Source organism: Desulfuromonas sp. TF (assembly GCF_000472285.1).
Classification (GTDB): Bacteria; Desulfobacterota; Desulfuromonadia; order Desulfuromonadales; family ATBO01; genus ATBO01.
Window position 1 is genome coordinate 389,634 of the sequence record NZ_KI421412.1, and the last position, 10,454, is coordinate 400,087.

Genomic DNA, 10,454 nt, shown 5'->3' on the forward strand with positions numbered 1-10,454 from the left:
ATGGGACGGTCCACACTCCCTTTATCATTCGGGGGCAGCCCGTGGATCAGGGCGAGATAGCGCCTTTTGATGGTATGCGCCTTGAACTGCCGGGACAGGTGGTTATGGGCGGCGTCGTCCTTTGTAGCGAGCATCACTCCCGAGGTGTCCTTGTCGAGGCGGTGGACGATTCCGGGCCGCAGCTCACCGCCGATTCCCGAGAGATCCCGGCAGTGATGAAGCAGGGCATTGACCAGGGTTCCTCCCTGGTGGCCCGCGGCGGGATGAACCACCATGCCGGCAGGCTTGTCGATGACGATCAGATGCCGGTCCTCGTAGAGTACGTTCAGGGGTATCTCTTCGGGCACGGCCTCGGTCGTAACCGGCGGAGGGAAGCAGACCGTAAGGTTCTCTCCCCCCTTGAGCCTGAAGCCTGTCTTGGTCGGGTTTCCGTTGAGCAGCACCCGGCCTTCATCGATGAGCCTTTTCACCTGGGAACGGGTCAGTTCAGGCAGGCATTCGGCGAGAAAGAGGTCCAGCCGCGCGGAAGCACGGCCATACTCGAAACTAAAGCGGCGGGACTCCTCCATTTACCAGATCGGGCTTTCGATTTTGCCGGCCTGCTTGATCATCACATCCACGATGGCCCGATCGAAGAGATGGTCGCGATTCGGAAGGTCGGGGGAAACCCGGGTATGAAAGTGCTCCCTGCCTTCCGTCAATTCATCGGCCAGCAGATCGAAAATGTTGTCGTTTTTAATCCCCTCTTTCACCTTCTCCTGATTGTACAGGGCGATGTCCGAGACAATGGCCCGTGCAAGCCGAAAGGCGAGATCGGGATTTTCCACAAGCCTGGCCATGATTCCTCCCACTGGGGATAAAGGGTATGCATCAAATGATGAAGGCGCAGAATCTGGAATGGAGCTGCCAGACCGTCCGACGTCGGCGGTCTACGAGGCCGGAAAAGCCAGGTAAAGGGTCATCTCCTCCCTTCGCAGAAGAAGAACCACGTTCTTTCCCTTCAGGGCTTCTTTTGCCGCCTTGTTGAAGGAGGCCAGATCCCTTACCTCCTGCTGGTTGAGGGAGAGAACGCGGTCTCCCGGCCGGACGCCGGCCGCGGCGGCGGCGCTGCCCGGATCGACCTCATCCACCCGAACTCCGCCTTCCTCTGCGGGCGCGACGACAAGGCCCAGGCCGACCCCTTTGCCCACCGCGGCGGGCTCTGCCGCCCGCTCCTCCGGCTCCTGGGCGGCGACGGTCACCGGCAGGTTCTGGCGCTTGCCGTTGCGCAGAATCTCGAGATCGACCGTCTTGCCCGCGGGAGTGCTGGCCACCAGCAGCTGCAGTGCCCGCACGCCCCGGACCTCCCTGCCGTCCAGGGTGAGCAGGACGTCGCCGCGCCGCACCCCTGCCTTTTCGGCGGGGCCGCCGGGGAGCACCTGATTCACCAGTGCTCCGGTCATTCTGTCAAGACCGAAGGATTCCGCCAGTTCAGGAGTCAGGGCCTGGATGGAAACTCCCAGCCATCCCCGGGTCACCTCGCCTTTTTCGATCAGCTGATCGGCGATCAGTTTGGCCAGGTTGATGGGGATGGCAAAACCGATTCCCTGGCCCGTGGCAACGATGGCCGTATTGATTCCCACCACCTCGCCGTACATATTAAGCAGCGGCCCCCCTGAATTGCCGGGATTGATGGAGGCGTCGGTCTGAATGAAGTCTTCGTAATCCTCGATCCCGACGTTGGCGCGCCCCGTCGCGGAGATGACCCCCACGGTCAGGGTCCGGTCGAGGCCGAAGGGATTGCCGATGGCCAGGGCCCACTGCCCGACCTGCAGGGCGTCCGAATCCCCCAGGACGGCGGCGACCAGGCTGTCATCCGGCTCGATCTTGAGGACCGCCACATCGGTGCTGGGATCGATACCCACCACCTTGCCGTCGTAAACCCGCTGATCGGAAAGCTTGACCTTTATCTCCTCGGCCCCTTTGACGACGTGTTCATTGGTGAGAATGTACCCGTCCTCGCTGATGATGAAGCCGGAGCCGAGACTCTGTGCCTTGCGTTCCTGCGGCAGATTCCTGAACAGGTCGCCGAAAAAATCATCGAACAGCGGCCCGAGTTCGCTGCCCCTGCTGATCCGGGCGGCGCGGATGTTCACCACCGACGGCGTCACCTTGGTGGAAACCTCGATGAAGGCTGCCTGGGTGGTGACCAGTTCAGGCGGCGGTTTTTTCACCGGGGGATCGACCTCAGCCGTTCGCACGGAAATCTGCAGCTGAGTCTCATTGCGTCTATCCTCGCAACCGGCCAGGGACAGGATCAGGATCAGAAGCAGGATACCGGAAGAAACAGGTCGCGAAATGGACTGCATGGGCTTTCTCCTAGGGTGTTGCGACTTCGAAGGGTAGCGAAAATTCCAGATTATGTCAATTATAGATCAATTCGGAAGAAGGGGAGACGACACGGTGGAAGAGACAGTTCCGGGCCAGGCGCCGGATGATTTCAGAAAGGATAACGCAACAGCTCCCGTTCCAAATTGGATTTCCTTGCCGCCCGGGGCCACAAAGCTCTTGACTTGAATTCCCTCCCGGGTTAAAAACGCTAAGAAAAACAATGGAGTAAGGATCTGATGGAAAACATGCGGGAGGAAGTGAAAGAGCTGCGCCTTGGCCTGAAGATCCGCCGTCTGCGCCAGGAGCGACGCCTGACCCTGCAGAACCTCGCGGAGGCGACCGGTCTTTCCAAGCCCCTCCTGTCACAGATCGAAAACGAACAGGTCATCCCGCCGCTGGCCACCTTGCTGCGCATCGCCAAAGCCTTCGAGGTCGGCCTCCATACCTTCTTCCAGAAAGAGAGCAGCTCCGAAAAGTGCATCCTGGTGCGGGCCGGGGAAAGCCGCCAGTTGCACCGGGAGCACCACGGCGAGACCCCTCCCTATACCTATCATTCCCTGGCCTCCGGAAAGAAATTCCGCAACATGGAGCCTTTTCTGGTCGAATTCGAGGTGGGCCAGACTCCTCAAGACCTCCAGGTGAAGCACGAAGGAGAGGAATTTCTCTTTCTGCTCGAAGGGGAACTGGAGTTCCACTACGGCGACCAGGTCATGACCATGGGCCCCGGCGACTCGGTGTATTACGACTCCAACGAGCCCCACGGCTATATCGCCAAAAGCCGGACCCGCCCCCGGGCGGTGGCAGTCCTCTATTCGCGCAGCGGGTGATCACGGTTTGACATCAGTGGCTTTTTCTCTAACCTTTAACGATAACTTCGCAAAAAATCTTTTCCACCGCCGAGAACGCAGAGAGCGCAGAGCCAAAACTCTTTAAATTCCAAGGAATTTTCTCTGTGACCTCTGCGTCCTCTGCGGTAAATTCTGGTTTTGTGAATTTGTCTTGAATGAACCCAACGCATCTGCCTTAAAAGGAGGAAAACATGGCGAAGAAAATCGGCGTTGTTCTTTCCGGCTGCGGCGTCTATGACGGCAGCGAGATCCACGAGGCGGTCATCACCCTTCTGGCCATCGACCGGGCCGGAGCGGAGGCTGTGTGCATGGCTCCCGACACGGAGCAGATGCATGTCGTCAACCATCTCACCGGCGAGCCCGCCTCCGGTGAAAGCCGCAACGTCCTGGTGGAGTCGGCCCGCATCGCCCGCGGCAAGATCCGCAACATCAGCGAAGTCAAGGCGGCCGACATCGACGCCCTGATCTTCCCCGGCGGCTTCGGCGCCGCCAAGAACCTGTGCGACTTCGCCGTCAAGGGCGCCGGCTGCGACATTCATCCTGAAGTGGCCCGCCTGGTCCGGGAAGTCGTCAAGGCTAAAAAACCCCTGGCCGCCATCTGCATCGCCCCCGCCCTCGTCTCCAAGGTCCTCGGCGACGACAAGCTGGCCCACAAGCTCACCATCGGCAGCGACGTCGATACCGCCAAGGCCCTCGAGGCCATGGGCTCGACCCACGAAGCCTGCCCGGTGAGCGAGTTCATCGTCGACCGACAGAACAAGCTGGTCTCCACCCCCGCCTACATGCTGGCCGGCCGCATCAGTGAAGCGGCCGAGGGGATCGAGAAGACGGTCAAGGCGGTGCTGGAGATGGCGTGATCGCATTTTTCATCATAGTTGAAATCAGCGAAGGCGGCCCGGCAGGTCCGCCTTCGTGCGTTTTCCTGTGCTAATCTCTTTTTGAAACCTCCTGCCAAAAGGAGTCACCGATGATGACCGAACCGCAGAGGGAACACGAGTGGCTGCAGAAGCTGGTCGGCGAGTGGACGTACGAAGTCGAGGCGGCGATGGAGCCGGGCAAACCGCCCGAGCATTTCAGGGGGACCGAGAGCGTGCGCTCCCTCGGTGGCCTCTGGATCGTGGCCGCGGGGGAGGGCGAGATTCCCGGCGGCGGCATCGCGACAACCTTGATGACGCTCGGCTATGACCCGCAGAGACAGCGGTACGTGGGCACCTGGGTCGGGTCGATGATGACCCACATGTGGATGTACGAAGGGGAGCTGGATGCGGCCGAGAGGGTGCTGACCCTCGATACCGAAGGTCCCGGCATGATCGAGGGGAAGATGGAGAAATTCAAGGATGTGATCGAGATCAAGAGTGACGACCACCGGGTGCTGACCTCGCACATGCTGGGGGATGACGGGACGTGGTACGGGTTCATGAAGGCGAGCTATCATCGAAAGTAGCCGTAAGAGGTGGGCGGGCGGATGCCGATCAAGGAAGTGGGCGGATATTACATCGGGCAGCACGGCTGGATCGACGTGCTGGACAGCGCAGGAAGCCGGCGGTTCCGGGTGGAGGGGGAAATCATCAGCCTCATCCCGACCCCGGACGGCGCCGTTCATGCGCTGATCAGGACCCGGATGGGCACCGGCATCTATCGGGTGTGGTGATTGCAGCCGGCACGCCCGGATCTGGTATATAATTTAAAAAAAGTAAGAGGAGGAGGTAGCCATGGGGAAAAAAGGTATTCTCGTCGCTCTCTCAGCACTGGCCGTCACGCTGGCCGGCGGGGCATTGGCCCAGACGCACGAGGGGGAAAAGGGCATGCCCGGACATGTGATGGTGACCCCGGAGCAGGTTCAATGGTCCGACGCCCCCTCCATCGGGCCGGGGGTGAAGATCGCCGTCCTCGAGGGAACCATGAAGGATGATTCGCCCTTCACCGCCCTCATCAAGTTTCCGGCCGATTTCAAGGTCCCGGTCCACACCCATCCCGTAATGGAGCGGGTCACCGTCCTTTCCGGCAACTTTTACCTGGGGATAGGGGATGAGTTCGATCGGGCCAGGGCGGAAACGCTGACGCCGGGAAGCGTCGCGCTGATGCCGCCCGGCGTTGCGATGTTCGCCTATACCGAAGGCGAGGAATCGGTGATCCAGCTCCACGGCACAGGCCCCTGGGGCATCACCTACCTGAACCCGGATGAGAGCCCGGCGGTGAAGAAGTAAGAGAAAAAGCGGACAGTCGGGCCCTGACGCAAGCACAGGCAAGGAGGAGGCGATGAAAAAGGTGGCCTATCTTTCAAAGGTGCGCATCGAACGGCAGAAAGGCCCCAATCGCCTGGCGTATCTTCCGGCGGAAAAGGCGCCGGTCCGCTTCGGCGTGCACGGGGCCGTGGCCGAGCACTACGGCCTCACCGGGGAGGATCTCCCCGAGCCCCACGCGACGACCCTGGACTATGTGGTGGCCGCCGCCGGCGGCTGACTGACCGGCACCTTCGGAGGCGCGCTGGAGGCGCGTCAAATAGATGCATCCGACGGCAGGTTGACCGCCGAGGTGGAAGGGGAGATCGAGACCGAGAACAAGGTGCTGGTCATCCGCCGCATCCGCGTCACTTATCATCTCAAGGCGTCCGAGGCGGACCGGGAGACGGTGGAGAGGGTTTACCAGATCCACCACCAGCACTGCCCGGTGTACATGTCGCTGCACAAGGCGATCGAGATCAGGACGGAGCTGCGGATGGAGGAGGAGCAGGCGGGCTCCTATTGAGGCCGAAACAGGTCACCACCTCCTCGGCATTACACCGAAAAGCAGGGGAAAATAACCGTTCCCCTTCCAGATGCGCACGCCCTTTCCGTTTACCCTTGTTCCATTCCCGGCGAAAAATCCCGACCTTTATATCCAGATAATCATCAATTCCAGGCCACAATCCGATTTGGCACCCGTCTTGCTGTTTCCTCTCCAATCTCTTTATGAATTCGGTCGTTTATGTCATCGGGGGGGGAGAAATGCAAAGGCAAAGAGCGATCGTCGTTTGCAACAAACCACAGGAGAATGAATAATGAAAAAACTGGCAGCAGTCCTGGCTCTATTCACTATTGCTCTGGGGGTGGCCCTTCCCGCCCGGGCCGAACAGTACATCAGCGGCCGGGCCGGATTCTACTTCCCCGACGAGGGAGGGTTCGACACCGGTTACAATCTCGGTATCGCCTACGGCTTCAGCCTTGGGGATATTCTGACGGAGGACGTTAAAACAAACCCCGTCCTCTCCAAAATCACCACCGAGTTCGGCCTCGGGGTCTACAACGCCGAGCGCGACGTTCGCTTCGTCGGCGACATTGATCTGACCGTCATCCCCCTCACAGCCTCGATCATCTACAACCACTCCATCCAGGGCACCCCCTTCGAGCTCTATGCCGGCGGCGGAGTCGGCCTGTACTATGCCATGGTCGACACGCCTGTCGGCGACGATGAAGAGTTTGAATTCGGGGTTCACGTTCTTGCCGGCGGCGCCTACAACCTTGACAAGCAACTCGCCCTCTTTACCGAACTGCGTGGCGATCTGGTCACCGACGATGTTGGCGGGGGGTTCCTCAACTTCGGGCTGAAATACAAGTTCTGAAATTATCAAAAAGACAGAAACGAAGCCCCCGGGAGCAGCCTGAGCACTCTCCGGGGGCTTTGCGGTCTAGATTGGCAATGTCACTATCAGTCAGGCACAAAACCCGGGGGTTTCGCCCCCCCCGACGGCGACATACTCTTTTGCTGGCCTAAAAGAGTATGCAGAAAAGGGCCCGCCCACTGGCGTGGAGCACGCCTGCTCGACTTTTCCGGTTATCAACCCACGAAAGTGCTGATCACATCGGCGCAGCTTTTCCGCACCCGGTATTAAACGGAAACTCCTCACAATGGTTCACCAGCGTCAGTGTCCGCACCGGCAGTACAGCTCCCGTTGCAGGTAAAAAACCCCGCACGCGAGGGGGCCGGAAAAGATCAGGCCCCCCCTCTCGGTGCCACGAAGAAGTACGCCTGGTCGATTGCAGAGACGGCGATCAGAAGTACAATCCTCGCGACCGCCATGCTCCACGCCAGTGGCCGCCGTTTTCTTTGCTGACTTTCTTTTCGGCGGGATAAAAAGAAAGTCAGGCGGGGTGCGGGGCGCAGCGCCCGCGGTTCTGGTTTTCAAGGTCCGTGGCCCTGTCCCATAATCAGCACCACCTTCCCCCGTACCTTCCCCGTCTCGCTGTAGGCGAAGGCCTCCCTGATCCGCTCCAGGGGAACCGTCCGGTCGATGACCACCCTGATCCTGCCCGCTTCGATCCGCTCCCGCAGCCACTCCATGTCGACCCGGTTCGGCCGGACCATGACGATCCGGGCCTTTTTGCGGGTGAAGTAGCCGGTCAGGTACCGGTTCAGGAGGACAGAAGGGGACGGCAGGGTGGCGACGTAGATCCCGTCGGAGGCGAGGACGCGTTTGCTTCTTGGGAAGGAACTTTTTGAGACGGCGTCGAAGACGAGGTCGTAGCGCTCGTCGCCGCGGGTGAAGTCCCGCCGGGCATAGTCGATCACCCGGTCGGCCCCGAGATCCCGCATCAGCTCGACGTTGGCGGCGCTGCAGACGGCCGTAGTCTCTGCGCCGAGCGCCTTCGCAATCTGCACTGCGAAAGTGCCCACGCCGCCGGAGGCGCCGTTGATCAGCACCCGGCCGCCGGCGGAGAGCCGGCCCAGGTCGCGCAGGGACTGCAGGGAGGTGAGGGCGGCGATGGGGAGGGTGGAGGATTCTTCGAAGGTGAGATTTTGCGGCTTTGGAAAGACGCCCGGTTCGGGAGCGCAGACGTACTCGGCAAAGGCGCCCAGGCGCCGGATGCCCGTATAGACCACGACCGATTCCCCCCGACTGAAGCGCTCCACCCCGGGTCCGGTCTCGACGATCTCGCCGGCGCACTCCAGGCCGAGGATTTTAGGGAAGCGGTGTCCGGTGAGAAGCCGGGCCTTGCCGCTACGGATCTTCCAGTCCACAGGGTTGACCGATGCGGCCCTCACCCGGACCAGCAGCTCCTTTTCCCCCGGCGCCGGCGCGGGGACCTCCCGGACCTCCACCACCTCGTTGCCACCGTAGCCGTCGATGACTGCTGCTTTCATCCTCTGTCCTACGAAAACGATCGTAAGTTAATGAACGAGCAAACAACGTCCCCGGGGGGGGGGTACTTATGCCGGGACTTACGCCCATCCCAACTGTTGAAGGCTGATGGTGTCGTTCCAGACTTTTGTCATGTGCCGAATGAGGTTACCTTCAAACTGCATAGCGTAGACATAATCGGCTGCTACGGCCTTCCCCGTTGGCTCACTTGGTCCGCCCGGTCCGGTTTGCGTGCCGTGAAACACAGCATAAGCAGCAACGCACTCACGCTCTTCATCCTCAGCGAAAAATCTTAGTTCATAATGTCCATCCGGAATCGGGGTGAGCAAGTTTTTCATCCATTCGGTGTACCCTTGGAGGGTCTCTATGTCATTGAGCGCTGCTGCTTGTGCAGAGAATGTGGCATCAGAGTGACAATAAGCTTTGCAAGCTTCCCAACCCTTTCCAGTTTCACATGCTTCAAAAAACAGTTTGGCTTGTTCAAGAATCTCACTCATATTTTTCTCCTCTGTTACTATAACGTTGCGCTCTGCGGCAAATTTGGAGTGCAGCGGAAAATTTGTCCGACAGCAGCGCTTTGTTGGGCATCGTTTTCATCAAAGTTCCTTCGCGGCCCTTGGTAATTCCTCGTACTCCTTTAGCATTTGTTCGGACTCCAGATTCTGGTAGCACCATGCAAACATCGCTTTCATGGCGTCGGTTTGGCTGCCTGTGAGGGTTTTGTAGTCGACGATTGCCTTTAATATCGCAGCAAGAGCGCACTCCTCGGCATCCAGCTGAACGATGTCCTGGGCGTCCTTGTCGTGATGTTTCATCTCGTTGATAAATAAAATCTTGTGAATGTGTTTCATTACCGCACTACGAGATGGCGTAGGACCAAGTTTTTTCCAATCATTGACCTTTACTGTGTAGTCGACAAAAGGCTGCTTTCCAGCGCGGAGCACGAGTTGATGCAGCACCTCCCCGGCGGCACCGGCAAGTGTAATAGCAGAGAACATGTCGCACCCTTCGACCAGGAAGAGCCGAATTGCGGTTTCCAGCTGGCCCCTCGCAATATCGAACTTATGATATTCGGCGGTGCCAGAGAACATGCGCTTGTTCTTTGATTTGAATTTACCCACGACAGTTCTCGGCGCTTGGCTTGTTGCACAATGATGTATTTAGAATGCCCAACTATATCTAGACGGGTCCGCATAAAATGCTGATTTTCGGCACAATACCGCGTAGCATATCAGCACACCCTACGTCAAAATTGACAAACCATTTGAAATCACAATACTATCTCCCCCTGCCTGGCATATGCTGTCATATTATACGGATCCGTATAAAAACCCTCTTGTCGCATTCCGAGAATAACATTATCTCCCCCCCATCCTCCTCAAATACTCCCTCATCGCCCGCGTATTATTCGCCACTTCCCGCCCCATCTTCAGCCCCTCGGCAATCGCCAGCAACACAACGACCGATCCGACCGAGGCAACGACAAGGGAAATCATGAACAGGAGAAGCTCCCTCGGCTCGAAGATCAGCTTTCCCCAGTGGTAGAAATGGATCAGCCCCATGATATCGATGATGGCTGTTGCAGCCGCCAGGAAGACGAAAGCTCCCGAGAGGGTGTGGATGAAGGGATAAGCCGCTTCGTCCCGGGCGTATTCCGGATCGGGATCGAAGTTGAGACGGGAGCGGACTTCCTCATCCGCCTCCATCCGCTTTTCCATGACCGCCGAGATGGAGCGCTCCGCGGCGGTCCTTCTGTTAAAGGCGGCTTCCTCCTCCGAGGCCCTCCTGACCTTGGCAAAGACAACCCCGCACTTCGGACAGGCCGCCGACCCCGCCTCCTGAATCACAAAACCGCACTTTGGACACTTCACGGTTCAACCTCACCAAACGAAAAACCGCCCAGCCGGCAATAGCAGCAAAGGCGGTTCAAATTCTGTTTTCCCTCTCTGGATCTCATCCCAATCCCCCAATTTCAAAATAAAGCCCGAGATTACAATCGATCCATAAAGACTGTCAAAGAAAAACTCGGAGATCAACTGCAAAACCCGGGGGTTTCGCCCCCCGACGGCGACATACTCTTTTACTGGCCTAAAAGAGTATGCAGAAAAGGGCCTGCC

Annotated in this window: 16 protein-coding genes; 8 read left to right on the forward strand and 8 right to left on the reverse strand. The window is 58.9% G+C overall.

Going from position 1 to position 10,454, the window contains the following annotated elements; genetic code table 11:
- The 3 genes from DTF_RS27010 to DTF_RS0101745 form a co-directional block, all read right to left on the reverse strand.
- Positions 1 to 569, reverse strand: a 569-nt coding sequence (locus tag DTF_RS27010; RefSeq protein WP_035055164.1) for an RluA family pseudouridine synthase, incomplete at its 3' end; no start/stop codon positions are given.
- On the reverse strand, positions 570 to 839 hold the full coding sequence (locus DTF_RS0101740) for a hypothetical protein (RefSeq protein ID WP_027713924.1): 270 nt from the start codon (positions 837 to 839) through the stop codon (positions 570 to 572).
- 90 nt (positions 840 to 929) lie between these two features.
- The gene (locus tag DTF_RS0101745) at positions 930 to 2,348 is read right to left on the reverse strand and encodes a DegQ family serine endoprotease (RefSeq protein ID WP_027713925.1); all 1,419 of its coding nucleotides are present in this window, start codon (positions 2,346 to 2,348) and stop codon (positions 930 to 932) included.
- A 258-nt stretch (positions 2,349 to 2,606) separates the two neighbouring features.
- Here DTF_RS0101745 and DTF_RS0101750 point away from each other — a divergent pair, with 258 nt between their 5' ends.
- The 8 genes from DTF_RS0101750 (at position 2,607) to DTF_RS0101785 (ending at position 6,819) form a co-directional block, all read left to right on the forward strand.
- A complete protein-coding gene (locus DTF_RS0101750; RefSeq protein ID WP_027713926.1) occupies positions 2,607 to 3,197 on the forward strand; it encodes a helix-turn-helix domain-containing protein in 591 nt (196 codons plus the stop codon).
- Positions 3,198 to 3,409: 212 nt separating this feature from the next.
- On the forward strand, positions 3,410 to 4,075 hold the full coding sequence (gene elbB, locus DTF_RS0101755) for an isoprenoid biosynthesis glyoxalase ElbB (RefSeq protein WP_027713927.1): 666 nt from the start codon (positions 3,410 to 3,412) through the stop codon (positions 4,073 to 4,075).
- Between the two features lie 110 nt (positions 4,076 to 4,185).
- A complete protein-coding gene (locus DTF_RS0101760; protein ID WP_027713928.1) occupies positions 4,186 to 4,662 on the forward strand; it encodes a DUF1579 domain-containing protein in 477 nt (158 codons plus the stop codon).
- Between the two features lie 21 nt (positions 4,663 to 4,683).
- The gene (locus DTF_RS0101765; protein ID WP_027713929.1) at positions 4,684 to 4,869 is read left to right on the forward strand and encodes a hypothetical protein; all 186 of its coding nucleotides are present in this window, start codon (positions 4,684 to 4,686) and stop codon (positions 4,867 to 4,869) included.
- 61 nt (positions 4,870 to 4,930) lie between these two features.
- Positions 4,931 to 5,425 (forward strand): cupin domain-containing protein, encoded by a 495-nt coding sequence (locus tag DTF_RS0101770; RefSeq protein WP_027713930.1) that lies wholly within the window; start codon positions 4,931 to 4,933, stop codon positions 5,423 to 5,425.
- A 52-nt stretch (positions 5,426 to 5,477) separates the two neighbouring features.
- Complete coding sequence (locus tag DTF_RS0101775; protein WP_027713931.1) at positions 5,478 to 5,681, forward strand: hypothetical protein; 204 nt, start codon at positions 5,478 to 5,480, stop codon at positions 5,679 to 5,681.
- On the forward strand, positions 5,682 to 5,966 hold the full coding sequence (locus DTF_RS0101780) for an OsmC family protein (protein WP_081702737.1): 285 nt from the start codon (positions 5,682 to 5,684) through the stop codon (positions 5,964 to 5,966).
- A 292-nt stretch (positions 5,967 to 6,258) separates the two neighbouring features.
- On the forward strand, positions 6,259 to 6,819 hold the full coding sequence (locus tag DTF_RS0101785; RefSeq protein WP_027713933.1) for an outer membrane beta-barrel protein: 561 nt from the start codon (positions 6,259 to 6,261) through the stop codon (positions 6,817 to 6,819).
- Positions 6,820 to 7,379: 560 nt separating this feature from the next.
- On the opposite strand, the gene DTF_RS0101790 is transcribed toward DTF_RS0101785, so the two are convergent.
- The 5 genes from DTF_RS0101790 to DTF_RS27015 all read right to left on the reverse strand — a co-directional run.
- Positions 7,380 to 8,339 carry an NAD(P)-dependent alcohol dehydrogenase gene (locus DTF_RS0101790; protein WP_027713934.1) on the reverse strand — a complete coding sequence of 320 codons (960 nt, stop codon included), beginning with the start codon at positions 8,337 to 8,339 and terminating at the stop codon, positions 7,380 to 7,382.
- A 78-nt stretch (positions 8,340 to 8,417) separates the two neighbouring features.
- Positions 8,418 to 8,834 carry an ester cyclase gene (locus DTF_RS0101795; protein ID WP_027713935.1) on the reverse strand — a complete coding sequence of 139 codons (417 nt, stop codon included), beginning with the start codon at positions 8,832 to 8,834 and terminating at the stop codon, positions 8,418 to 8,420.
- A gap of 99 nt (positions 8,835 to 8,933) precedes the next feature.
- Positions 8,934 to 9,458, reverse strand: a complete 525-nt coding sequence (locus DTF_RS0101805; RefSeq protein ID WP_155890661.1) for a hypothetical protein — start codon at positions 9,456 to 9,458, stop codon at positions 8,934 to 8,936.
- Between the two features lie 237 nt (positions 9,459 to 9,695).
- Positions 9,696 to 10,208: a zinc ribbon domain-containing protein gene (locus tag DTF_RS0101810; protein ID WP_155890663.1), complete on the reverse strand. Its 513-nt coding sequence runs from the start codon at positions 10,206 to 10,208 to the stop codon at positions 9,696 to 9,698.
- Between the two features lie 9 nt (positions 10,209 to 10,217).
- On the reverse strand, positions 10,218 to 10,454 hold a 237-nt coding region (locus tag DTF_RS27015), incomplete at its 5' end, for a hypothetical protein (protein ID WP_226989116.1).

Excerpts from the sequence above, each read along its gene's own strand:
- DTF_RS0101740 (WP_027713924.1), bottom strand. The coding sequence starts at position 839 with ATGGCCAGGCTTGTGGAAAATCCCGATCTCGCCTTTCGGCTTGCACGG.
- DTF_RS0101745 (WP_027713925.1), bottom strand. The coding sequence starts at position 2,348 with ATGCAGTCCATTTCGCGACCTGTTTCTTCCGGTATCCTGCTTCTGATC.
- DTF_RS0101750 (WP_027713926.1), top strand. The coding sequence starts at position 2,607 with ATGGAAAACATGCGGGAGGAAGTGAAAGAGCTGCGCCTTGGCCTGAAG.
- elbB (WP_027713927.1), top strand. The coding sequence starts at position 3,410 with ATGGCGAAGAAAATCGGCGTTGTTCTTTCCGGCTGCGGCGTCTATGAC.
- DTF_RS0101760 (WP_027713928.1), top strand. The coding sequence starts at position 4,186 with ATGATGACCGAACCGCAGAGGGAACACGAGTGGCTGCAGAAGCTGGTC.
- DTF_RS0101765 (WP_027713929.1), top strand. The coding sequence starts at position 4,684 with ATGCCGATCAAGGAAGTGGGCGGATATTACATCGGGCAGCACGGCTGG.
- DTF_RS0101770 (WP_027713930.1), top strand. The coding sequence starts at position 4,931 with ATGGGGAAAAAAGGTATTCTCGTCGCTCTCTCAGCACTGGCCGTCACG.
- DTF_RS0101775 (WP_027713931.1), top strand. The coding sequence starts at position 5,478 with ATGAAAAAGGTGGCCTATCTTTCAAAGGTGCGCATCGAACGGCAGAAA.
- DTF_RS0101785 (WP_027713933.1), top strand. The coding sequence starts at position 6,259 with ATGAAAAAACTGGCAGCAGTCCTGGCTCTATTCACTATTGCTCTGGGG.
- DTF_RS0101790 (WP_027713934.1), bottom strand. The coding sequence starts at position 8,339 with ATGAAAGCAGCAGTCATCGACGGCTACGGTGGCAACGAGGTGGTGGAG.
- DTF_RS0101795 (WP_027713935.1), bottom strand. The coding sequence starts at position 8,834 with ATGAGTGAGATTCTTGAACAAGCCAAACTGTTTTTTGAAGCATGTGAA.